Source organism: Roseofilum reptotaenium CS-1145 (assembly GCF_028330985.1).
GTDB classification, from domain to species: Bacteria; Cyanobacteriota; Cyanobacteriia; order Cyanobacteriales; family Desertifilaceae; genus Roseofilum; species Roseofilum reptotaenium.
The window spans coordinates 26,560-50,767 of record NZ_JAQMUE010000088.1; the positions used below are offsets into that span (position 1 = coordinate 26,560).

Below are 24,208 nucleotides of genomic sequence, written 5' to 3' on the forward strand. Positions count from 1 at the left end.
TGATTGAAGGAAAGGCTAAAACCCGTTTTTTCCTATAGCAGAGAAAGAGTCAGTTAGGACATGGTTTAATACTGAAACCTATTCCCTATTCCCTATTCCCTATTCCCCATTCCCAGCATAGGCGGCATAAACTCCCTGAACATTGTACCAATTGAGAAAAATGCGGGCGACTTCTAAGGCTAATTGGGGTTTTCCACGATCGATGAGCCATTGCAAAAGCGGAGCCATTGTCCGTTCATTCAGCCTTCCACCTAACGACAACACGCCCCATAAAATCCGATGTATCCAGGTCATTTGAATCATCATTCTCACGTCCCAAGTGGGATGTTTTTGATAGAATAAAACGCCCATTCGTCCGCGCTGGATTTCTTGGTCAATCATGCGGGGAATTTGCTCTAGGCTAAAGGCAGGATGCCAATGGTACCCAACTGCTTGGGGACATTTAATTAACTTCAATCCTAGGTTTTTTAGGCGGACTCCTAATTCTAAATCTTCCCAACCATAGAGTTGAAATTGGGTATCAAACAGTCCAGCTTCTTCTAACCAATGACGGCCGATCGCCACATTCCCTGTTGCAAAGTAAGCCGCAGAAAAGTCTGTAAGCTTGTAGGGTTCGGCTGTTGGCTCGTCAAAATTGCAGGTATTAATCACTGCACCATAGGTAAACAGGCGATCGCTCCCTAACTTCTCCTGTCCCTCCCGCAACGCCTGAGCATGGCAGCTTAAGAAGGTTTCTGTCACCACCAGATCGCTGTCGATAAAGATAATGGTATCGCCCTGAGCCTCCTTGACCCCCAAATTCCGGGCAGCAGCCGGTCCTTGATGTTCCTGCTCAAACCACTGCACATGGGGCAGTTGCGCCCGTTCTGCCGCTAACCAGGCTAACGTTCCATCCGTGGAACCATCATCAACCACTACCACCTCATAACCTTCGATGTACGGATCGCTTAACTGCTGCTTCTCCAGCGCTCTCAGGCACTTTTGCAGAATCGGTAAACGGTTGTAGGTGGGAATCACAACACTGAAGAACATAGGCAATTCATCATTACTCATTAACAATTTCCAGGTCGGCAATAGCCGAAACCATTAACACGAACTACTAGGGAAAATAACCTCTGGGGGTGATCATCCATTGGCCTTGGGTTCGGGTAGTGGGATTACCAATTAAGACGGTGGTTAACATATCAATATCGAGTTGGGCGAAGTCTTCTAAGGTGGTTAGGGTAATTTCCTCATTTTCTCGATAAGCACAGCGCACCAGGGCGACGGGGGTTTGGGGATGACGATATTGCAGGAAAATTTCTTGCGATCGCCGAATTCCTTCTGTACGCTTCTGAGATTTTGGGTTATAGATCGCAGTCACGAAATCCCCCTGAGCAGCAGCAACCAGGCGCTTTTCAATCGTTGGCCAAGGGGTTAACAAGTCGCTTAAACTAATGGCGCAAAAGTCATGCATTAAGGGCGCTCCCACCCGTGCAGCCGCCGCTTGTAGGGCAGTAATTCCGGGGAACACTTGTACACCGGGACTCTTACCATCCCAACCTTGGTTTTGCAACTCTTCTAAGACTAATCCAGCCATGCCATAAATGCCACAATCTCCGGAAGAAACCATCGCTACAGTTAACCCCCATTGGGCTAATTTTATAGCCCGTTCGGCCCGTTGGCGCTCCTGGGTGAGGGGAAAACTCTCAATGATTTGACCGGGACGACGCAGGGGCACGATCAGGTCTAAATACAACCCATAGCCCAGCACTGCATCGGCCTGAGTGACCGCTGTTTGTGCCGCTGGGGTCATCTGTTGTAGCTCTCCGGGCCCCATCCCGACCAACCAGAGTTGACCGGTTCTAGCGGTGTATTCTTGGGGGGATTGGGCGATCGCCACGGTAACGGCTCCGGATAAGTCAGGAAAACGATAGATTTGTTTGCTCACCAACAGTTGAGAGACTCCAGCCGCGGTTAGGGCTGCCGCTTCTGCGACGCTGGGTGTGCCCACGGTTTCGGCAACCAGCGCCGAGGGATTGGGGACAGAAACCGCCTGTAAGACCTGGGATGTATAGGAGATCAGGGGCCAGCCCTTGGTCTCGCACAGGGCCAATAACCCCGACTCATCGGCTTTGCGGTCAAGGGTGGCGATACCGGCGATCGCCCCTTCTGCCAGATGTGCAGCCCCTAAAACCTGCTCCAGCGCTTGGGAAATCACCCGCTCATCGGTTCCCCGTTCGCACCCGATCCCCACCCACAGCACTCTGGGATGCCATTGCACCTTGGGGAATGTGCCCTTGGCGGTAAATTGGCGTTGGGTGGCACTGATCCAAACCCGTGCTTGGGCGCTGCTAGAATCTAATTCAAATTCAAAGGGATGATCGTGGGGAAGATGCTGTTGCCACAGGGTTGAGCCAGCATCTTGAATGACTTGTACGGAATGCTGTTTGGCGATCGCCGCACTGACTCCTGTCCAGTCTCCGCTTCCCCGTTGCCATCCGAAGGGCAGTCCCAACGTATCAATAGCGGGTAAGTTGAGGCGATCGCAAGCCCCAGTAACGATCGGCACGGCTGCCAATTGAGTTGCGACTAACCGCGTCAGGCGATCGGCTCCTCCCCGATGTCCTCCACAGACACTGATGATATGATTTCCCGTTTCATCGATCGCGACAACCGCCGGATCGGTGGTTTTGTCGTTCAATAGGGGAGCAATGAGGCGCACCACTGCACCAAGTGCCAACCCAAAGATCAAGCCTTGATGCTTCGACCACAAGGTGGGTAAGAACTCCGATAACGTTCCTGGATAGACTGTATAGACGAGGGAGCTATCCCCGGATAAGGCTTGAGCGCAAGAGGGGGAAATGACTAGCTCCACTCCGAGGGACTGCGTGAGGGGAAACAGACGATAGGCACAGCGGGGTGTCGTGGCGATCGCAACTAAAGACCCTACCTGAAAATTCCCGGATTGAACCATCATTTTATCTCCTATCCCTGCACCCTGTAGGGGCAAGTTCACTCAGATCCTGGTGGGAAAAGGAAAAGATGCGTGAACTTGCCCCTACTTTAGAACGATTCAAATGTACTATATTCTGTCTCCGCAGGGTGCGTTTACATTCTACGAGACTAGAGTCGAGAGAGCAGTTCCTGTTTTTTCGTTTCAAACTCTGCTTCAGTGAGAATACCCTTATCCCTCAAGTTTCCTAATTCCTGTAGGGACTGATAGATATTGGCTGCATCATCTCCCTTGTCCTTTTCTAAGTCAGAAACGTAACTTTTGCCCCGCTCGAAGGCTTCATCATAGGCAGATTTTACCTGGTCTTCGACAAAGTTACTCAGAGAACCACCGCTCGAAAAATGATTAATGGCAACCTGTCCGACAGCATAGGTAGAAGCCCCAGAAGTCAGGGCCATTGAAGCACCACCAAGGGCCGTTCCCACACCCGGAATCGCTTTGAGAAAACTGGCTCCCAAACGGGCGATCGTTGTTCCTGTCAAGGCTGAAACAAAGGTTTTCCCTGTGCTGCGGGAATAGTCAACCTTGTACACTTGGGCCAGTTGTTGCAGCATTTCCAGTTGAATCGCCGTCACAGCAGCGAAATCAACCAGTGGAATAGGAATTAGGCCACCCCCTACAGCCCACAGAACATGGGAACGGACAATAGCATCAGCTTCAGTTCTTTGGCTCATAATTTACACCAAATGCTCTATCCTTTAATTATAGCAAAATACAACTGTGTCGAAGTAAAGTTAGGTACACTACGTTGGCGATAATGCTGGGCATCACTGAGGCGATCGCCACCAAAAAACACTTAACCCACACCTCCTGATGTTCAGTCCAGCGTGGATTAAGTGTAGAGATATAACTCTCGCAATACACTGGCTAGAAATGGGTAGATTCGGATGATAGGGTGTTAACCTCCCATTAACCATTACCCATTACCAGCGCATAGCGCTCAAATGGGTTACATAGAAGACCCAAGACCAGCATAGGCTCCATAAAAGAATAAGCCAACCACAACTAATACACCCGTTCCGGCTACAGTTGCGACAATCCAAAGGGGAATTCTAAAATCTGACATTGATGTTTCTTCCTGATTTAAACAACACAACTATTAAGCAGTTCTCCACCCTAAATGAGCAGGTAGAGAACAGTTCAGAGCAACCCAATTAATTAAAGAAGTAACTGGAAAATAAGATCCCCAATACAAAAATCAGCAACAAGCCCAAATAAAGGGATGTCCGATTGAGTTCAACAGGTTGCTTATTTGGATTTTGATTACGGGTGGGCATTTTTTTTCCTATCTCTGAATGAATTGCATTGCTGTGATCGCGCCTAAAAAGAAGACAGAAGGCACTGCCAAAGTATGGACAGCCAACCATCTAACGGTAAAAATGGGATAAGAAACAGGTTGATTTTGGTTACTGCTTGTCATAATTTTCAGATCGCTCGCTTCAAAAACTACTTACCGATAAATTCCTCGATTTGTTTATTCCCTTCATAACGATCGGTTACGATAGGAATCTCCTGACGCTCCTGAGTAAAATACTCATTCGGACGGGGAGTACCGAAGGCATCATAAGCCAAACCGGTACTGACAAAAAACCAACCCGAAATAAACAACATGGGAATTGTTAGGGCATGGATTAACCAATAGCGAACACTGGTAATAATATCCCCAAAGGGACGTTCTCCGGTGGAACCACCTGCCATGATTTTTTCTCCTCTTTAGAACACGACAATTGGAATCATTAGTTTATATCATACGCAAAATCAGGCCGATTGCGTGGAGTTGTCATATTTTAAGAGTGTGCCTCCATTGCCAATCACAAATCCGATTTCGGGGGATTCAAAATCAATCTGGTAGAAGTTAGAGGGCACATTTTCCACGCTTCGGTCTTTTTGCCAAGTTTCCCCCCCATCAAAGCTGACAATCAGGTTTCCACTGCCACCTGATACCCAGATTTCTTCTGGAGTACGATAGGCTAAATCCAGGAAGCCAATGCTACTCGCAAACTCTGGATTTTGGGTTTCTTGCCAATCTTCAGGGGTTTCTGGAACTTCCACATTACTAAACTGGAGAGCACCTCCCCTAGCCAGTAGCCACAATCTATCGTCGGTGGTGAAGCCCATTTTTTGTAAGCGTTTGGAGTTATTGCGGTTATGCTGAACCCAGGCAGAATCACCCGGTTCCCAGGTAGAATAGAAGTTGCCATTAGCGGAAACTGTGACATACTTTCCATCGGGCGATCGCGAAATATTGCGATACACCCCTACCGCAGACTCAACCAAACCCTTCCAGGTTTTCCCCCCATCTTCAGTGCGATAAATCGCACCTAAATCTGTGGTCATTTCGGCAGAGTTTGGCCCTAAAGCCAAAATCGTTTTTGTGGTTCCTGGCAACTTAGCACTCAGGGGAATCGTAGACCAAGAAGTCCCCCCATCAGTCGAATGAATTAGAATGGAAGGCATTCCGACAATCCATCCTTCATCCCCACTGAAACTGACCGAGGTCAACCGAGTCCTCGTATCAAGATCTAAAGGTTTCGGTTGCCAAGTTTCCCCACCATCGTTGGTTTCTAATAAGGTTGCATTACTGCCGACTAGCCACCCATGGCTGGGATCGCCTGTAAATCCAACATCCTGAATCGTTTCTTCAGTCGGTAACTGAATCACTTGCCAAGGACTAGACTCTACAGAAGGTAAATAAGCATTTTTACAACTAGCGCACAGCAGAACAACCGCGATTAATGTTACAACTCGTTGCAGAATTTTCACAATTGATTGCATCACTCCGGATTTTACCGCCAGTTCGGGTTTTACTGTAGACCGTAAAGACTCAGAAGAAACAATAATCCCAGTCCTAACCCCCCAAAAATCAGGAGATTCTTTTGGCTGGGGGTTAAGCCATTGACCCCAAACCCATAGCCCATATTTTCAGCGAAGCCTGATGTTCCAACGCCTGCACCAATGTTTTCAAACTTACGGCGTTGTGCCCCACAAACGGGACAGCGCCAACCTTCAGGTAATTCCTCAAAAGGGGTTCCTGGGGGTACTTGGCGTTTTCCATCCCCTTTGCTTGGCTCATAGACATAGCCACACGCTCGACACTCATAGCGATCGCTTGCCGTCTCTGGAGTTGACTTAGATGTTTCTGGGGTCTCAGACGATCCGGTACTCATTGCCCTACAAGAACTTTGGGAGTTTTTATAGAAATCTTAAAATTTCTGTTAAATATTATGACATATAGCGCTACGCCCTGGTAATCAGTCATTGATAATTGGTAATGGATACACTCAGTTTTTCCTATTCCCTATTCTCTAAACCCCTATTCCCCAGCCTGTAGCGCTATAGCAGTGAAAGAGTTGATTAGGACAGTGAGGTTATGGTTTCAGGCAAGAGGCAATAGGCATGAATCGCAATAGAAAATGGAAAATGTCCTAACTCTCCCTTTCTCAGCTATATGACACAAAAATCGGGTTAACCCGCCGAATCTGGAAAGGCCAGATCCAGGTCAACCCGCGCCGATAGAGAGGATAGAGAGAACATCCAATGACTGGATTACCCTGTAAATTACCGTTGATCTATGGGCATAAACTGAGTCTCATGGTCGCCCACATAGACTTGTGTGGGTCGGAAAATCCGGTTTTCACCCAATTGTTCTTTCCAATGAGCCAACCAACCTGCCACCCGCGCCATAGCAAAAATGGGGGTGAATAGATCAGTCGGGATACCCAGTTTGCGATACACTAGTCCGGAATAGAAGTCTACATTGGCATAAATGCCTTTATGAGCTAATTTATCTTCTACGACTTTTTCAACTTCAACAGCGATATCGTAATAGCGATCGCGACCTCTTTGCTTAAATAGCTGCTGGGCTGCATCTTGCAAAATCTTGGCTCTGGGGTCTTTGACTTTATAAACGCGGTGCCCAAAGCCCATGATTTTTTTCTTGTTGGTAATACAGTCTTCAATGTAAGGTACTACATTTTCCACTGTCCCGATCTCCTCCAACATGACCAAGACTTCTTCGTTTGCTCCCCCATGGAGCGGTCCAGCTAAGGTGCCAACTGCCGAAGCAACCACTGCATAGGGATCGGTGAGCGTCGAAGCCGTGACTCGCGCTGAGAACGTTGACGCATTCATCGTATGTTCCGCATGAAGGATCATACTGGCATCAAATACCCTCGCGGCGATCGGATCGGGAACCTCTTCCGTCAACATATATAAGAAGTTGGTCGCATAATCCAAATCATCACGCGGTTGAATCGGATCGTGACCCTTACGCATTAACTTAAATGCCGCTACCATAGTCGGTACCTTTGCAATTAAGCGAATCACCGCATCCCGGATATATTGAGGGTCATCCAAAGCACGACGGGAATAAAATAAGCCTAATGCTGCTGCTGAGGCTTGCAGAGCATCCATCGGATGTCCCGTTTCGGGAAAGCACTTCATCATATCCCGAATCCGATATTTAATGCGTCGATGATGACGAATTTCCGCTTCAAACTCTGCCAATTCATCTTGCGTGGGTAATTTTCCCCAGATTAGGAGATAGGCCGTTTCGATAAAGTTGCTTTTCTCGGCTAGTTCGGTAATGGAAATACCTCGATATTCCAAAAGCCCTTTTCCCCCATCAACATAGCTAATGCCCGATTGACTAGCGGGAATGCCTTCTAAGCCTGGCTTATACTCACAAGCGACTGTCGCCATAGTTTTACTTACCATGCCTGTGAAATGTACCGTCCCAGATTACCAGAACCATTTAGAAAATGTATGCCCATTTACACAAAATTCCAATTCTGGAAAAAATTATGATCGCACAAGCCAACACAGCAGTAGAGGCTTACGAGCTGGAACCCTTGTAGTTCAGGGCTATCTTGGTCTAATAACAATATTTTCCGTTCTGCTGGGTTGATTGTTCATTGGAATTTCGCATCGCTCCCAACAACGTAGACACAATCACACACCGTAAAGGCCGGTTATTATCCTGTGGATTGCTATCTTTCAACCCAACTGTAATTCTACCTAACTGCCCATTGGGATGACCATGATGATTAAACTGTTTCCGCCAAATCCCCCGATTGACCCCACGAGTATACTGATAGAATGTGGTTTCATTTTGATTTGCCCCATCAATAATCAGGATATTGCTGTTCAAATCTTGCCAATTTAAGCCCGTCAAATCGGAGCCACTGGGTAACCCTTTATGCACTACATATTGCGGATGGGGGTTATTCCGAAAACTGACTTGCCAAACCAATTTATCCCGTTTAGCATTACTCTGAGCCTCTTGGAGGGCGAGGCGAAGCTCTTCTCTCCCTAACTTCAACTCTTGCCGCCGCAAAAACCCAAGATAACCAGGCACAGAAATAGCCATTAAAATACCCATCAGGGCAATAACCCCTAACAACTCAGTTAGGGTAAAACCTCCTTCTCTTCCCCGATAGTTCAGCATTTGCACCCGTAATAAACAAACTAATTTTACCTCAATCAACTTTGCCAAGGCTGACAATTGTTGCCAGACTCCAGTTTCATCGATCCTAACAACGTTCTCACAACTATACAGCGTCGCGTATTATCCACAGGCAGTGCTGGATTACTCCCACGAGGAGCAGCCACACCAATAATTAACCCTTTATCTTTTTGATTAGGAGGAGTACCAGTAGTTAGCTCAGGCGCAGTTAAAGGATCTAAGTTCCCCTCTCGGTCAAAAATAATTGTAACTGGGCCTTGATTCCCCTTGGGTTGAGGATAAGTATCTTGAGCTATGCTGTCATCGAGCTTATTCTTATTATTTTTGTTATTAGCCGGATCGTTAACCAAAAGATTCGTAAATAAAATCACCTGGTCTCCAGAAACTCCCCGATCTGATCCCAAATTTTCCCAAATATTGCCATTATCCAACGTGTCCACACCAACCGTCTTTGGATGAATGGCAACTTGCGGAATACCCTCATTCGTCACCCGCACCGTCACACTCTGGGCAAGTTTGGTACTTCTGGCCTTCTGTTGGGCTTCCTGGAGCGCTAAAGATACATCATCATTGATCGCAGTAACCCGTTGTTGGCGCACAAAACCCAGCCAACTGGGTACTGCAATGGTACCGAGAATACCAATCAACGCAATCACAACCATTAACTCAATTAACGTGAACCCTTCTTCATCCCTAAAGGCATTGGTCACCCTGCTGAAGTATCTCCAGTTCCGTTGATTTTGTAGAATTTTCCTCTTCATCTCCCTTCCCCCTAAAATTCTTTGATAACCCATAACTTACTGAACTCTTCCCCTAATTTTCGTTTGAATACTTGTTGTGGGGAAAAAGAGTGCTGTCCGATTATTATCCGGATCGTATTTTTCAGGATTCGTTGGATTAATCCTCGCTAAAGCATTGCCTCGGATATAAACCTGAGCTATCCCTGCCTCCGAATCAACACAAGTAAAAAAGCTATCTGTCTTAAACGCATTAAAAGCAGCCGGAAAATCACTTGCTCCATAATTCGGACTTTGCCAAGGTTCATCCGCACCTGTAGGAGCTGGACTAGGGTCATCTTTATTTGGGAAAGCGTCCTGACAATTGACTGCATTCGGAAAAGATTGGACTGAAGTAAGATCGCCTAATGCAGTATGGTCAATTTTATCGACTAACACTTGTATAGGCGAATTATAAGCTGTAGATGTTTTCTGCCATTTATTCATCTTCTCTTGCACGCTATCCCCCGATATCGACAGGTCAAAATTGGCATACCCATCACTAGGATCGAGATCGTATTTAACCCCACTAATCGTATTATCTTGAGGATTGTTACCCGTATCCACAATCCCATCCTGAATTTCAACTCGCCTAATCTGCATTGCATTTGACCAAGTGCCACTATTAGCATTGGTAAGATAATAAACCACTAAAGCATACACTTGATAATCTTGGTCATTACAGGGATTACCACTAACAGGCAACTTTACCAAGCATCCAACTGTTGTATCGCCTGACCTAGGACTAACCCTCAAATCTTTATCTAAGAACTTTCGTTTCCAAAATGCCAATACAGGAATTCCTTCTCCACTTGCACTGTCCATAACTGGAATTTGGCTACAACTTGCTGGAGGTGTATAGGAACCTGGAGACACGGGACTATTACATTCTGTTGTACTATAGTTACCAGAAATCGCCCTTAGTCCCTCTCCATCATAAATATACACCGCCGTCTCCAAATCTCGGCGGATATAATCGGCTGCTGCTTGAATATCCTGCTGAGTTGCCGACTGCGCTTGTTCATTACGATCTTTCCGCAGAATATCAATCATAAAGCCCAGCAAGCTACTAATTATAATCGAGGCAACTACTAAAGCCACCAACAATTCAATCAATGTAAATCCCTGGTTTTTTCGTCTCTTCTGGCAGCTTTTCAACCAAGTATTCAGTAACATAAACATCAGTATTGCCCCTAAACCTACTCAATAATTAACCCAATACTTATAAATAAGTATTAACCCCAATAATTCCACTAATTAACCACCTCCTCCGTATCGAGTAGTAAAATTAACTGTATTATCACTGCTACCTTGAATTTCTGTCGTCATTTCCAATAGAGGAGCTTTCAGATTTAAACTTGCTCCAGAAGAGCGCTGTTGGGCACCATCGGCGTGCAGGGTTAACAGTGTGCCTGTATCCTTGAAGGCATCCGCGCGGTAAACCCGAATCCCCAACAAATAACCTCGATCGAGTTGCCCTTGGGCTGTAGCTTGAGTCTTATCCGTCACGCTACGATAAGCTTGGACAATAAAATCATTGGGACTACTTGCTTGACATCCTGCTTGGTCATCCCCATCAAAGCAATATAAACTGACATTCGTGGCTGAAGCTTCTTTTGCTTCTGTAAGTTTAATTTCCTTGCAATATCCATTCTGTGTTTCTGTATCGGTTGGCTGTAGGTCAAAAGGACAAGTGGCGGGGAAAGAAGATTGTGCAGGAGCAACTGTTTTTGCAAAATCTTCCCGTTTAGATATAAATTTCCGAGTTGCTGGATCGACTGCTTCTTTCAGTTCAACCACGGAATTAGGAGCGGGTAAACTGCCTGCTCGGACTCCATCGATATAGAATCGAGCAGCTTGCGTCGCCAGTTCCACGCGCCGAGCTTGAATGCGGGTAGCGGTTGCCAGGACAATTACTGGCGCTATCCCCACCAACATAATTGTCAGGATAACCACCGCTACGAGCGATTCAATCAATGTAAAGCCAGACTCACTTTGAGGTGGAAAGGAATGATTCTTCGGTTTTTGGAATATGGGTTTCATCGGTTTGCCTTATAAGGATTAGGGTGAGTGAACTATTGGCATGTGTTAGGGCGTTGATCTTTAGAGATAGCGTATTGATAGGAAACACTAGCGTTGTTAGCAATCTTCACATCTTTATCATACGGATCTCCAGCATCGTCATAGCCACCTTGTTGTGCAACAGTGTTATTTGAATTTGCGGGATCGAGGCGCTTGTCCGGTTGACCGGCACAGAGCAAGGTTTCCACCCATTGATCATCTCGCCTCACTTCTCGATAGAATTCATTGGGAGGAGTATCATCTTTGATGGCAAATCGTTGGGCAAACAAGTCAGGCGCTTGGGTTAACAGCCCCACATCAAACCCCCAAGGGCGACCGGGTGCATTATAGAAGGGCAGAATCCCATTTGCGTTATCAGTACCATAGAACTGATCTTCACCAAATAGACCAATTTGTTCGCCATATATTCCCTTGGTCACAGTTGACTTAGAATTCAGAACTGAATCTGTCGGGCCTGTGGCATAGACACTCCGTCCTTTTTGAATAAACGAACCGGTAATGTTTGCATTAACACCCGTCCAGTCTTCTAAAAATCGAGGGAAGTTACCTAAGCTTCGGTTTAATTCATCCGGTCGTCCAGCTGTATCTCCTGACACAAAGACCAGATTAAAGGTTGTTCCGCCCGTCTTGGCATGTTGTACCCAATCTGTATCACGACTGTCCTTATTGGAGTTTCTATCAATCGTAAAAGTCCCATTGGGGACGGCAATACTGCCATTAACCTCCATCGGTCTCCCAGCATCACCAGTGGTTGCTCCAGGAGACGAATCTGTTGCATGGATTTGCAGGATAGGGATTAATAGGGGTTGCACTGTCGGGTTAGCAGACAGGTCATCATTCAGATAAGATAAAAACCGCTTGCTATGATATCTCCATCCACTAGTGTCTGTAGGATTAGTTGGAGTTGCTGTTGTCCTAAACCACAGGGTATTATCTTGATTGGTAATATCCTGATCGACTTGACCAGCAGTACTGGTTAAGTCTAAGAGTAAATTGTCAGGAGTGAGCTTTTTGCTCGCTTCCAAAACAGATACGGTTCTATTGAGTTTTGTATCTGGGAATAATCGAACATTGCTACCAAAGTCAATGCTACTTAGAGGCTGATTATCCACATAGGGCAAGTAGGTAACTTTGTCCGTCTTAATTCCTAAAGCAATAGGAGTGTTATTGGTTGCTTCTAAGACTAACTTGTGGTTTTGATCTCGTAAAAATGCAACACGGCGAGGGAAAGCAGCAAATTTATTATCTAGATTGTCTTGAGCTGTGGTGAGCAAAGGACGTGGCATTCCCTGTAAAACCCAGTCAGAGCTACTGAGTCTTACCTCTTTTTCGGGAATACCCGTGTCTGTGGTATCCCCATCGCCATTGAGATCGAGAGTTAGACCTGATTCTCCAAGGCTAATTTCAATCGCTGTTTCTGCAATACTATCGCTAGTATCCCCATCTCCATTTAAGTCAAGAACAATATCAGATTCACTTACAGAGTCAGTGGTATCTCCATCTCCATTGAGGTCAATACCGAAATACTCAAAAGAGTCAGTCGTATCTCCATCTCCATTTAAGTCTATAGCAAGACTCGATTCATCAACAGAGTCAGCAGTATCGCCATCTCCATTGAAATCTATATCAACGCTATTCTCACTAAAAGAGTCAGTCGTATCTCCATCCCCATTTAAGTCAATTGTAATCGTCCGTTTAAACGTATCGGCAGTATCGCCATCTCCATTGAAATCGATGGAAATATTAGACTCGTCAAACGCATCATTGGTATTGCCATTGCCATTCAAATCAATACCAATGATATGCCAATCTTTGGGTTCGCACTCGGAGATGGGGAGTTTTTCGCAGATTTCCATCACGTATTCTGGAAAGTTCACCCGACGCTGAACTGGGGTAACAAAGTTAGTGAAGTAGGAACTGGGTGTATCTCCAGTTCCTTTGGCTTTATAGTCAGCATCGGTAAAGTTACGACTGGCTGCAAAGTCATTGGTGTAGAAGCCATTTTGCCGACGTTTGGCGGTGGAGCGAGCGTCTCCTTGGTTATTGTTAAGGTCATAGTTGCCATCACTGCGATATCCGAATTGAAAGTCATCAGATAATAGGGTTAAAGCATCAGCGAAAACGGTGGCACTGCGCCAAGTATCTCCATCTCCATTACAACCAGGTTGTCCTTTACGACAAGCAAATTTAGAGTCAAGGGTTGAGCGAGTGTAGAAGTTAGCATAAGTCGTTTTATTCAACTTCTGAGTGAATTCTTCAACTTCGTCAGTACCTGAAAGATGTCTGTTAAAGTCTCCTTGTATGTAAACCGGTAGATCGGTTGCTAGGATGAACCCTTTTTCTTCTGGACGGTAATCATTGGTCGTTCCTCGGTTCAGTTTCTCTCCATTGATCAGGAGAATGGCATTTGGGCGACGAGTGGGATCGAGTTTGAAGTCAGTACTACTTTGGGGTAGATCGGGTGCTGCATCACCTGTACGCTTGAAGGTAGTTCTTCCATCCTCAACCCAAACGCTTTGATCGGGGAGTGCATCTTCGCGAGTTGCATAGATAATTCCACTGTTGGGTATGAGATATTCTTGAGGATCTGTTGAAGTGCCAATCGTTTTCTGTTTGAGCTTCTCGAGATCGATTTGGGTGGCGCGAATTTCTAGCGGATACCGTTCTTCGATGGGGAGATCGTAGCGACTACTTAAGCTTTCAGTAATCCACCCAGTTCCATCTGAACTAATTGAAGGATCAGAAGCTGCATAAACTGATCCATTAGTAGTGGTAGATACTGTAATGTTATCACCACTGATGGCAGTAATTTGTCCGCGAACAATCTTGGGAATATTCTTATCTACTGGAGAAGTTGGAGGCGGTGGAGAAGTGCGTTGGTATTCTTCAATGGTCACCAGATCGCCCACTTCAAATGCTGGAGTGGGCATTCCATTAGCTAATGTATAGGTTCCACTTGCTCCACCAGTTACTTGTAAGCTATGGACATCATTGGCTTTAATCTGCCGTGCATCAAGAAAGGTAATTTCTTTAATGGCATTGTCATCAATTGCAGTACTGGCTGTTGCACTACCATTGAGAATATCTAAGGCACAAATTGCGGCTTCAACTGCGCTTTGTTCTGCAATAGTGCGATCAGCAACAGAGCCTCTGTTTAATGCAGAAGCCAGTAGCGGATTAACCCGTCGGTCTCCTACCAGATCTGCTGTAGAGTCATCATAGATGACTTCAGGATAGCGAAGGGCCGCCTGATACTTCAACATATTAGTATAGGTTCCTTCTGAAGTATTTCTCCAAGAGTAAACTTTACCATTGTTAGAGTTACTGGTATCGCTATTGGTATCTGTGGGATCGTAATAGTTAGCGATACACGCAATGGGTCTCTGGTGAGTTTGATCGCCATCTTTATAACCATTCTCGGCAAAGGGTTTTGACGGTTCAGTATGGTGGTAAACAACAGTTGCTCGCATCCTCAGATAAGGACGAGTTCTGTTAGCGGCTGAGTCTACTGACACCGGTTCAGTGGTTGGATTATTATCTTGATCGAACACCACTTCAGGATGCTTCTGAGCCACGGGATAATAATCGGGCCAGATGATAATATTTTTCTCATTTTTATCATCACCGGTTGGGTCTAGAGTGGGTGAAGTTTTTGTGGCATTGGCTCCAGGTAAATAAATCCCTGCACCCGTGACAATTCTCAAGCCTCCGACATTATCAAACTTATCTTGAGGAGCTGTTGCTGCATCAATTTCCCATTGTCCATCTCGCGATAGGTCACCTAAGTCGGGTAAACTGACAACTTGAGACTGTCGGGTGCGATCGACTGTTGAGTCTGTGGCTGAACCGGACTGTCGCCACTTGACTCCGGTAACCTGTTGCTCAGTTTGTATCCCTGAGAGCAATCTTGATTCAGCTTCTATACTGCTATCGTCAATGTAGATAGTTTCTGGTAGGTTATTACCGACTAAAACTCTATCTCCAATCCGCTCTTCTTTACCATCAAGTTCTTCTGGATTTGTCGCTGCAATTCGGGTAAGTTCTAACTCTAGCTTGTCGGTGCTACTGGTTTTCGATTGCATGTAGGTTGTAGCATTATTGTTTGGATCGACGGGAAACATCCATTGATGAGGTGGCCGCAGGGGATCGAGTCCAGTCTTATCGGCTGTCTCGGAACCATGAGAGAGCTTGAAGAAGTCTTTTGCTTTAGCTTCTGAGTCAACTGATGCTAAAAAACCATCGGATGCTATCCCGGTTCCACTTGTTATTGTGGGAATAAATAGGGCATTATTGCCAGGATCAACTTCGATGTAGGGGACTTGGCGAGTGAGTTTTTTGAAGTATTGGGTATAGTAATTTTTAGCTTCTTGATCGGATACATCGGCTGGAGGTCTCCCAGCTAGAAGTTCATTGGGATAAGCACTTGTCCCTAACAAAAATGCAGCATTGACTAAATAGGAAATTCGTTGATTGTAAGCATTGTTATTGTATAGAGATTTTTTTGCATCTGCGGTTGTAGTGGTAACGCTACCTACTTTCCCAAAGTTAGTGTTGACTGTAGGATCGTTTCCTTCTCCCTGAAATAGATGAAGTTCATCTACATGGACGGTGCCATTGGCAAAGGCAAAATTGTCATAACGGTTATTGCCTACATTTCCCCCTACAATGATTTTGCTGCTTTCTGGATCGTAAAAACAGGAGGATTTACTACTAACTAGGAAAAACTTGGTTTTGAAGCTCCTGACGTTTTTCCCTTTGCCGACCATAAGGTTAGCGTTGGTTATAATGCGGCCATTGAAGAACTGATTGCTACCGGCAAAGGTGAGGAGGTCATCTTGGTAAACTACGGCATTATTGGCTAGGGGAATTCGACTCCAGTCTTGTTGATATTCCAGGGCCGAAAATCCTTGGGTTCCTCCTGGATATAACTCATATTGATTGGCATCTAGACCAGTGGGCAGAGCGCCACTAGCATTTGGCCCAATGGGTACGGTGGCTGCATAAACAAAGAAGGCTTTTTTCAGTTTTTGCTCATTCGGCAACTGAAACCAGTCGGAGTCACCAACTAAACTGGCTCCTCCTCCCGTGTTATTGGCACAGGCGGAGCCACTAGCCCCTTCCATGGGCAGGTTTCGGGCTTCTAGGGGGTTTCTTGCACGGGTGAATTCGCCACCTGAAGTGGTGGGGTTGCGGAAGAGAATGGTATAGAGGGTATAACTATCAAATTTCCCGTTATTGTCGGTATCAACTGGGAATTTCCAGGCGGTGTTTACGGTTTCATCATTCTTGGTATTTTTAGCTGCACCACTATCTTCTTCTCCTGTGTTGTTATCCCCATCAATATCAAAGACTAACTTTAGAGGGACTTCATCCCCAAAGGTATAGTTTTCAATTCCACTGCCTAGATCTCCAAATGCACCCATAAATGCGGTGTCGGATGGAGTTCCTCTAGGAATATTCGGGTCTTCAAAAATAGCGGCGATCTTGGCTTTTGCTCTATCCAATGCTGGGGCTGTGGCGTTGAGGGTTGCTTCATTGACCCGGAAGTTGTGAGCGTTTTTGGCGCGGTCTGTGGAGCGAAGCAACATGGCTAGGCTGAGGAGCGAGACGACGAGGATCACCATGGTGACGGTGGGGAGGACAAACCCGGCTTGTCGCTGACGACTGATCTGGAAGAGTGAGCGCAATCCTCGTTGGATAAAATGGGAGAGCGATCGCGTTAAGGTTTTCCCTAGGTTAAGGAAACTGTTCCGGAGGTGTCTGAGTAGGCGTTGGATAGACATAGAAGCTGTCCTAGACGTGGAAGAGGATAGATGCAAGAGGGACAATAAACCTAGATACACCCCATTAAAGGGTCATCCCTAAACGTTATGGAATCTGACTGAAGGATCGCAATGATGACCAGAGGTGAAGCAATGTCCAAACCTGTTGAAATTACTTTGTTTCACTGGCTATGAGCGATCGCAACAAGTGACCTAGATTCCATATGAGTCTGGCCCTGTTTTAGATAGTATTCCCTTCTGTCTTAACAAAATTTCTTCTTTATCATCAACCGTGATTTTACATGACCTTTGCAGGGGCTTTATAAATACGATCCGTGTAAAGACGGTTGAGGTAGGCTGGGGATGCTCTTCGACTTGGCTGAGGAGATATTTGCTTAGGTGTAGGGGAGGGGGTTGGCAGGCCAAACCCCTATGGGTTACGGAGATTAATAGTGGTTGAGGTTGATTCCAGCTTCTTTGGCCATGGCTTGAATGCCTTTGGTTTCTAAGGTTTTGATGGCTTTGGTGGACAGTTTAAGTTTAACCCAACGGTTGCCTTCAGACCACCAGACGCGCTTAGTTTGAAGGTTAACTTCTTGGCGTTTTTTGGTTCGTCTGTGGGAGTGGGAGATGGCAAAGCCGTTGTTGGCTTTTTTGCGGGTGAGTTGACAGGTGCGGGACATGGGTGACCTCTTGTTTTTTTGCTGCAATCTCCTATTGTAGCGCTACGCGCTGGTAATAGGGAATAGGGAATAGGTAATGGGCAATCTCCCTATCCTTCGTTCATGAGGCGATCAATTTCATCTTTGTATTCGGAGGGGGCAAGGGTGGTGGCGCTGGTGAAGAGCGGTTTGGCTTCGTCTGGTTTCCCTTGGCGTTGGAGAACGATCGCCTTTCCCAGCAGAGGACGAAAGTCCGTTTCATTGTCTTCTATGGCTCGATCGTAGACGGCGATCGCCTCTTCATACCGTTCTAAGTCAGCATACACGCGCCCTAATAAGAGTTTCACGGAGGCAGTATCGATGGTTCCAGGCTTAATTTCATTGGTTTGGGGGGCTTTTGTGAGCGTCTCTTCTAATACCCCGATCGCCGCTTGGGGATTGTTTTGTTGGAGTTGAAGGTCAACTAACCCTTGTAAGACCGTCATTTCTCCAGGGTTTTGGGTTAACACTTGGCGATAGATATCAGCAGCGCTATCGGGATCTCCAGTATAACTCGTCGTTTCAGCCAACAGGACTTGATACTGGACATCTTGGGGATTGAGTTCGACTAACCGTTCTAAAGGGGCGATCGCGCCTGCAATATCCCGTAATTCTAACCGCACATCCAACAATCCCCTCAACACACTTTGGTTTTCCGGTTCTCGCTCCAAAACCAACTCATATCCCCGTTCCTGAGCTTCTAATTTCGCTTGTCGAGACTCCACTACTGGAGTGGGAGAAGCATTGGACGTTGCGGCAGTGGAAGCACGAAAGGCTTCGGTGAGGGGAGGGATGGTGGAAACCCCCAACAGGGCAACCACGGCGAAAATCAAAATGGCATTGAGAACCCAACTCTTACGCTTAATCGTCACACCAAATCCCTTGAACTCTTCTATTCATTGTAAGGGAACAGGGAACAGGCAATAGGGAACAGGCAATAGGCAATAGGTGATCTCCATCTCCCCATTTCCCCATTCCCCCTCAAAATAGTACGGATTTAGTGTGTAGCCGCTTGCATAGAAGAATGGGAAATCAAACCCTTGTTATAATGGGCTTTTCCGTAAGAATAACCCTAGGCTTTATGCTGGGGTTCTTCGTTTAAGCGCCTATCTCCCTATCTAGCCCTCGCCATTCATCAAGCATGTTTTCTTCTATCCTTGCATCTTCTTCCTTATCTTCAGAGCAACAATGTCAACCCATTCCTGCTCCCTCTGAACCCTTACAATACCGAGCGATCGGCTTAATTCGAGGCCGGTATTATTCGGGAGATCACTTAACTCAGGGCACTCTAGTCACTTCAGATGGCACAGAAATTGATGCGGTTTTGCTCGGAAGAATGATGAGTTTGATCAAAAAACATCTAGATTTGGATGTCGAGCATCTCTGGGTGGTTTATCCGCGCACCCGAGAAAAAGAGGACGATTTACATACGCAAATATTGGGAGTTTGGGAACCAGAAACTCTCGATTCACCTGAACCTTCTGGACAAAATTTACATCCATTGATGGGTGATAATTATTTCTCAATTCGGGGAGAAGTGGTGTTCCATTCTCTACAAACAGGAGAGGTGAAGATTAAGATCAATCAAGCGCCACGCAAAAAAGGGGAAAAACCGCGATCGTTTAAGCTCACACTCAAAGGGGCTTTGACGGGTAAAATACTTCATCATTTTTGGGAATTCCATGTTACCCGAGAAGGCACGGATTTGGTTATTCAAGAGGCGTTATGTATAGGACCACTGCCTAGATCGACAAAACCGCGATCGGCTCGCGCTACAGGTCGCCCCAGAAGAGGGGGTCAGTTTAAGCACCGAAGCGTCGGTACTCCTAAACCAATTTTGTCGAGTTCTGGCTCACCTCGTCCCCAGATTATGCCTCCGAATCGGATGGAGCGCCGAAAATCTACTTCAGAATCTTGAAGTTGTGGCGATCGCAATTTGTCCAGGATTTCATCCTCCTTCCTTAACCGATGAGTTTCTGGAAGTGATGGATCTGCCGGCTCCAAGAATCCGATCAACTGGGTGTCCACTCGATGGAAAGAGCTTGTTTAAGGAGTGGGTGGACGCTTTCGGAGATCCCAGAAATTGTGAGTATAAAATCACGGTTATTAGCTATAGCGCTGGAGGAGTAGGGGCGATCGCTGCTTGTTGGCTCTGGCATCAAGCAGGGGGCCAGATTCAGTCCTTAATTGCTCTAGATGCCTGGGGTGTTGTGTTAATGGGACCCTTTCCTATTTATCGCCTCAGTCATGATTATTTTACCCATTGTAGTTCTAGTCTTTTGGGTTTAGGAGATGGGGGATTTTATGCCGATCCAGGAGTAGATCACTGGCAGTTATGGCGATCGCCCCATACTGCGATCGGTTATGGTCAAATATACGGCAAAACGTGGGAATTAAAAATGACTGCGGCTGAGTTTATCCAATCAGTTTGTAAGGGATAGGGAGATAGGGAAGAGGAGAGTTAGCATACTTTACTATTGCCTCAAACTATAACCTAACCGTCCTAACGTAACGAGTTCAATATCAACTACCAAAGGGGCAAAATGGGGGTAATGCTTTCCTGATTGGATTCCGATACTTTACTCCAATGGTGGGAGTTGATAGCCTCAGAAGCCACAGTTTTTACTAAGGTTGTCTGTTGAGGATCGATAATTTCAGACGATCCATCCCAGTCATTTTCCTGTTTTCCAGAGGAGATCGCTGGACTAAACCAAACTAACGCAGTACTGCCACTCGCTCCTAAAATAATCGCTAAGGGCACAAACTCACTCTTCACCACTTTTACAATCGGAATACAAAGAGCTAACATGACTACCGCACAGGGCCAAATAATCGCAGTAGCTGCAATTTTTGCCCCTCGACCTCCTGAATGACGCTCTACTCGATGCACTTGTTTAACCATTAACTGAGCCTCCAATTTAGGGAATAGGGAATGAATAAGCTGTTTAGTTGCCCAACAGAAAATCTTTCTACTGAAGACGTATACTATAGCAGTTGATAGCCCATACTTGACTATCAACTGTAATAAGGGGAAAACCCGTTTTTCTTGGATTATCTTTTGCGTAGCGCGAAGCGCTGTAATCTTCCATGTACCGTAATTTTTGGTCTCTTTGCTCACCTAACCGTTTGCTGAGAGTTGATCGCCGCATAGATCGATTCTGGACGTTTGGATTCCTAGTAGCAGCTCTGGTGCTATTTTTGATTAATCTAGGAGGTGTGGCCTTAAGAGATTGGGATGAAGGAACCATTGCCCAAGTTGCCCGCAATATTAGCCTCTCTTCTAGTTGGCAAGGTTGGTTATTTCCCACGTTATCCGGATTACCCTATTTTAATAAACCCCCCCTAGTGCATTGGTTAATTGCTCTGATGTATCAATCGGTGGGGGTGAATGAATGGGCAACCCGTTTACCTTCTGCGTTACTTACTGCTACCTCCGTTCCTATCTTTTATAGCTTAGGTTTGGAAGTGTTTCGACAACGGCTGCCAGTTATTTTTTCTACCTTAATTTATTTAACCTTATTACCCGTGGTTCGCCATGGCCGGTTAGCGATGCTAGATGGGCCAGTTTTATGTTTTTTGCTTTTGATGATGCTATTTGCTGTCAAGGGACGGCGTAATGTTCGCGATAGTCTCGGTTTGGGGTTAGGATTGGGTCTAATTGCTCTGACAAAAAGTATTTTAGCACTGTTATTGGGGGCGATCGCATTCCTGTTTTTAGCTTGGGATACTCCCCGTCTACTCAAGTCCGTTTATCTGTGGAGTGGGATCATCTTAGGTCTCATTCCAGTTGCGCTCTGGTACGGTCTACAACTGTTCCATTATGGAGATCCGTTTTTAGAAACCGGATTAGTGCATCAATCATTTAGTCGCATTTGGCAGTCTGTGGAAAATCGTTCTGGCCCCCCATGGTATTATCTGCTGGAAATTCTGAAATTATCCCTTCCATGGTTGTTGATGGTTATTCCCGGTTTAGGATTAGCTTGGCAACACCGGAGTCTGAGTTGGGGAAAATTGGTTTTAGTCTGGGGAGGGGTTTATTTTACAGCGATTTCTATCATGAGTACCAAATTACCTTGGTATGTTCTGCCTTTGTATCCCGCCTTAGCGTTAGCTGGAGGTGCGCAACTGACAGAATTTTGGCGGGCCTATTCCCAAGGTGTTCCGCGATTGAAATCGAGGTTTATTAAAAGCTTAACTGGAAGTTTTTGGGGATTAGCGATCGCCTCTTGGGGGGCTACCCTATATGTGATGATCGCTCAACCCGTTTCTAGTTGGATAATTCCTGCGCTCTTTGGGTCTATTGCCCTTACTTTGACAGTCGTTAGCCTTTTATTTCAACAGGGTGATTATCAGTTTATTGGGATTTTAGGATGGGGATTGTATGTGTCGTTGTTTCTATTGATGGCTTCTCCAATTTGGGTTTGGGAACTTGAAGAAGGATTTGCGGTTAAACCCGTGGCTGAAGTACTGATTGCCTATACTCCGGTGAAACAACCGATTATGACCAATTATCCCCATGGTCGTCCTTCTCTAGATTTTTACAGCGATCGCCGCCTGATTCCCGCCAATTTTGAGCAAATTCTCCACACTTGGTCTCAATACCCCCAACCCTATCTCCTTTTAGACAAAGCAGGATTAGAGGAACTCGAAGCCCGTTTTCCCCAGGGAGTCCAACGCTTAGGATCGGCAGAAGGTTGGACATTAGTCACCAAATCTTCAGCTTTTTTGGGTTAGGGTTCGAGTTCCAGTTGTGGATGTAGCGATCGCATAATTTGACTGCCTTGTTGCATCCAATGGGGAATAGGATTATCTAACTCTTTTAACCGTTCAGTGGCAGCTAAGGCAAAACTAAACAGTACAATACTAGCCATCACCGTGATCCAACAGGGGGGTTTAGCACTACCAAAATCTCTCATTACCCTCGCTAGGGGATGACTTTGACGGCGCAATAATTGACTGGAAATGAAGGGTTTCAACTTGAATGGATCGCGGACATAATGGCCACTCTTGCTGACCACTAATCGTTGATGACAATAGGGACAGATATACAATCCACTCTGCAACTGTCCTAACGGTAAGACCTGGACTTGATGACAAATGGGACAAGTCGAGGAGTGACTCTCAAAATTAAATGTATCTGCATTCATTGCACTTATGCGTTGAAAACCCTTTTTATTTTACCCCAGACCTAGGGAGAAATCAGGTTAAGAATCCTTACTCTTTTGAGGCGGTCTCCAGATTCACTCTGTTCTGGAGTCTTCTTCCTGCATTTCTCCCCTGAACCCGAATTCACGGGCGTGGATTCAGGAGGTTAGATTGCCCACTGGTTGCTCGAAAGGGAGAGCAAATACTTATTCTTCGGCGTTATCTTCACCTCCGATTTGCTTCAGATGAATATGTTTGCGACCTAAAGAGATTTCAAACTCATCACCCTGTTGCAGATTCATCTGCTTAGTATAGGCTGCTCCAATGAGTAAGTTGCCATTCGATTGAACCGTAATCCGATAGCTGGCACTGCGTCCGCCCCGTCCATTCGATGAGCTTTTCCCATCCAGCTCAATTCCTTCTGCATCGATCAATGCATTGAGGAATTTCATCATATTCACCCGTTCTACTCCACCTTTAGTGAAGGTACAGTAGCCACATGCTTTCGCTTTCTCTTCTTTACTCAGGTGGTCTAGCTCTTTAACCTTGTCAACTAACTCTTGACCGACTAGAGGTTTTGTTTTCTCTGCTTTACTCATTACTTAATGGCTCAATTTAGAACTGTTTTCAGTTTAACTGATATTTGCCGAAAAAAAAAAGGTTTTTCTTTCCAACGGCTAGTAACAATATATTACAACACCTGGCACAAAAGTTGGCCCATGTCAGAATAAAATCGTGACCTCAGACAACCGAATGCTAAGTAAGCGATTGTGAGGGTTTCCATGGAGGTCATAAGTCACCCCATCCGATTAATAGATTGCCCTAAAGATGAAGTTGACAACCCGGGGTCATTATAGTGTTAAGGCCCTGTTAGATTTAACCTTACAACCCGGCTATGGCCCATCATCTGTCCAGGCGATCGCCACTCGTCAAGATATCTCGGCTGCCTATTTAGAAAAACTCTTAATTCAACTGCGAGAAGCAGGCTTAGTTTATTCGGTTCGAGGGGCACAAGGAGGCTACGGTTTAGCCCATCAACCTGCCCATATTTCTCTGGGGCAAATCCTCGAAGCAGTCGGTGAAAGCTTACCTTCTCTAGCCAATCGTCCTCCCGATAGCAATCAAGTAGAAGACTGGGTAACCTATAGTTTATGGAATCGCCTCCATCAAAAACTTAAAGAATCCCTGTATACTATTTCCCTAGAAGATCTCTACTTCGATGCTCGTAGTTGGCAAGCCTCCCAAGGAGAAGCCAGTAATTTTGTGGTTTAGGGCAAAAACTT

At 45.9% G+C, this 24,208-nt stretch carries 24 protein-coding genes; 4 read left to right on the forward strand and 20 right to left on the reverse strand.

Annotated features, from left to right (window positions below; genetic code table 11):
- Positions 1–99: 99 nt before the first annotated feature.
- The 17 genes from PN466_RS19620 to PN466_RS19700 all read right to left on the reverse strand — a co-directional run bounded on the left by PN466_RS19620 (position 100) and on the right by PN466_RS19700 (position 18,652).
- On the reverse strand, positions 100–1,032 hold the full coding sequence (locus PN466_RS19620) for a glycosyltransferase family 2 protein (RefSeq protein ID WP_271942765.1): 933 nt from the start codon (positions 1,030–1,032) through the stop codon (positions 100–102).
- Between the two features lie 67 nt (positions 1,033–1,099).
- On the reverse strand, positions 1,100–2,956 hold the full coding sequence (cobJ, locus tag PN466_RS19625) for a precorrin-3B C(17)-methyltransferase (RefSeq protein ID WP_271943189.1): 1,857 nt from the start codon (positions 2,954–2,956) through the stop codon (positions 1,100–1,102).
- A gap of 149 nt (positions 2,957–3,105) precedes the next feature.
- Complete coding sequence (locus PN466_RS19630; protein WP_271942767.1) at positions 3,106–3,669, reverse strand: DUF697 domain-containing protein; 564 nt, start codon at positions 3,667–3,669, stop codon at positions 3,106–3,108.
- 275 nt (positions 3,670–3,944) lie between these two features.
- Positions 3,945–4,061: a photosystem II reaction center protein J gene (locus PN466_RS19635; protein ID WP_271942770.1), complete on the reverse strand. Its 117-nt coding sequence runs from the start codon at positions 4,059–4,061 to the stop codon at positions 3,945–3,947.
- A gap of 88 nt (positions 4,062–4,149) precedes the next feature.
- Positions 4,150–4,272 (reverse strand): photosystem II reaction center protein L, encoded by a 123-nt coding sequence (locus PN466_RS19640; RefSeq protein ID WP_271942773.1) that lies wholly within the window; start codon positions 4,270–4,272, stop codon positions 4,150–4,152.
- 8 nt (positions 4,273–4,280) lie between these two features.
- Entirely contained in the window at positions 4,281–4,415 is a 135-nt protein-coding gene (psbF, locus tag PN466_RS19645; protein ID WP_271942776.1) for a cytochrome b559 subunit beta, read from the reverse strand.
- A gap of 26 nt (positions 4,416–4,441) precedes the next feature.
- Positions 4,442–4,693: a cytochrome b559 subunit alpha gene (psbE, locus tag PN466_RS19650; RefSeq protein ID WP_271942779.1), complete on the reverse strand. Its 252-nt coding sequence runs from the start codon at positions 4,691–4,693 to the stop codon at positions 4,442–4,444.
- Between the two features lie 60 nt (positions 4,694–4,753).
- Positions 4,754–5,770: a photosynthesis system II assembly factor Ycf48 gene (locus tag PN466_RS19655; protein WP_271943192.1), complete on the reverse strand. Its 1,017-nt coding sequence runs from the start codon at positions 5,768–5,770 to the stop codon at positions 4,754–4,756.
- Positions 5,771–5,799: 29 nt separating this feature from the next.
- Positions 5,800–6,162 carry a rubredoxin gene (locus tag PN466_RS19660; RefSeq protein ID WP_271942781.1) on the reverse strand — a complete coding sequence of 121 codons (363 nt, stop codon included), beginning with the start codon at positions 6,160–6,162 and terminating at the stop codon, positions 5,800–5,802.
- Between the two features lie 391 nt (positions 6,163–6,553).
- Positions 6,554–7,711, reverse strand: a complete 1,158-nt coding sequence (locus PN466_RS19665; protein ID WP_271942783.1) for a citrate synthase — start codon at positions 7,709–7,711, stop codon at positions 6,554–6,556.
- Between the two features lie 157 nt (positions 7,712–7,868).
- On the reverse strand, positions 7,869–8,489 hold the full coding sequence (locus tag PN466_RS19670; protein ID WP_271942786.1) for a pilus assembly FimT family protein: 621 nt from the start codon (positions 8,487–8,489) through the stop codon (positions 7,869–7,871).
- Positions 8,477–9,220, reverse strand: a complete 744-nt coding sequence (locus PN466_RS19675; protein WP_271942789.1) for a pilus assembly FimT family protein — start codon at positions 9,218–9,220, stop codon at positions 8,477–8,479. Before PN466_RS19675 ends, PN466_RS19670 begins: the two co-directional genes overlap by 13 nt.
- A gap of 36 nt (positions 9,221–9,256) precedes the next feature.
- Positions 9,257–10,417 carry a hormogonium polysaccharide secretion pseudopilin HpsC gene (gene hpsC / locus PN466_RS19680; protein ID WP_271942791.1) on the reverse strand — a complete coding sequence of 387 codons (1,161 nt, stop codon included), beginning with the start codon at positions 10,415–10,417 and terminating at the stop codon, positions 9,257–9,259.
- Positions 10,418–10,492: 75 nt separating this feature from the next.
- Positions 10,493–11,278: a hormogonium polysaccharide secretion pseudopilin HpsB gene (gene hpsB / locus PN466_RS19685; RefSeq protein ID WP_271942792.1), complete on the reverse strand. Its 786-nt coding sequence runs from the start codon at positions 11,276–11,278 to the stop codon at positions 10,493–10,495.
- A gap of 32 nt (positions 11,279–11,310) precedes the next feature.
- Positions 11,311–17,100, reverse strand: a complete 5,790-nt coding sequence (hpsA, locus tag PN466_RS19690) for a hormogonium polysaccharide biosynthesis protein HpsA (protein WP_271942795.1) — start codon at positions 17,098–17,100, stop codon at positions 11,311–11,313.
- Between the two features lie 425 nt (positions 17,101–17,525).
- On the reverse strand, positions 17,526–17,762 hold the full coding sequence (gene rpmB / locus PN466_RS19695) for a 50S ribosomal protein L28 (RefSeq protein ID WP_271942798.1): 237 nt from the start codon (positions 17,760–17,762) through the stop codon (positions 17,526–17,528).
- An 89-nt stretch (positions 17,763–17,851) separates the two neighbouring features.
- Positions 17,852–18,652 carry a tetratricopeptide repeat protein gene (locus PN466_RS19700; RefSeq protein WP_271942801.1) on the reverse strand — a complete coding sequence of 267 codons (801 nt, stop codon included), beginning with the start codon at positions 18,650–18,652 and terminating at the stop codon, positions 17,852–17,854.
- Positions 18,653–18,921: 269 nt separating this feature from the next.
- Between PN466_RS19700 and PN466_RS19705 the strand changes: the two genes are divergently transcribed.
- A complete protein-coding gene (locus PN466_RS19705) occupies positions 18,922–19,698 on the forward strand; it encodes a hypothetical protein (RefSeq protein WP_271942805.1) in 777 nt (258 codons plus the stop codon).
- 4 nt (positions 19,699–19,702) lie between these two features.
- Positions 19,703–20,221: a hypothetical protein gene (locus PN466_RS19710; RefSeq protein WP_271942807.1), complete on the forward strand. Its 519-nt coding sequence runs from the start codon at positions 19,703–19,705 to the stop codon at positions 20,219–20,221.
- Between the two features lie 86 nt (positions 20,222–20,307).
- Here the strand turns inward: PN466_RS19710 and PN466_RS19715 are convergent, their stop codons facing one another.
- On the reverse strand, positions 20,308–20,682 hold the full coding sequence (locus PN466_RS19715) for a hypothetical protein (RefSeq protein WP_271942809.1): 375 nt from the start codon (positions 20,680–20,682) through the stop codon (positions 20,308–20,310).
- Positions 20,683–20,867: 185 nt separating this feature from the next.
- Here PN466_RS19715 and PN466_RS19720 point away from each other — a divergent pair, with 185 nt between their 5' ends.
- On the forward strand, positions 20,868–22,514 hold the full coding sequence (locus tag PN466_RS19720; protein ID WP_271942812.1) for an ArnT family glycosyltransferase: 1,647 nt from the start codon (positions 20,868–20,870) through the stop codon (positions 22,512–22,514).
- Here PN466_RS19720 and PN466_RS19725 read toward each other — a convergent pair.
- Entirely contained in the window at positions 22,511–22,927 is a 417-nt protein-coding gene (locus tag PN466_RS19725; protein ID WP_271942815.1) for a hypothetical protein, read from the reverse strand. The genes PN466_RS19720 and PN466_RS19725 overlap by 4 nt on opposite strands.
- A gap of 204 nt (positions 22,928–23,131) precedes the next feature.
- Positions 23,132–23,524, reverse strand: a complete 393-nt coding sequence (locus tag PN466_RS19730; protein ID WP_271942818.1) for an AbrB family transcriptional regulator — start codon at positions 23,522–23,524, stop codon at positions 23,132–23,134.
- Positions 23,525–23,753: 229 nt separating this feature from the next.
- Between PN466_RS19730 and PN466_RS19735 the strand changes: the two genes are divergently transcribed.
- Positions 23,754–24,197: an Rrf2 family transcriptional regulator gene (locus PN466_RS19735; RefSeq protein ID WP_271942821.1), complete on the forward strand. Its 444-nt coding sequence runs from the start codon at positions 23,754–23,756 to the stop codon at positions 24,195–24,197.
- Positions 24,198–24,208 lie beyond the last annotated feature (11 nt).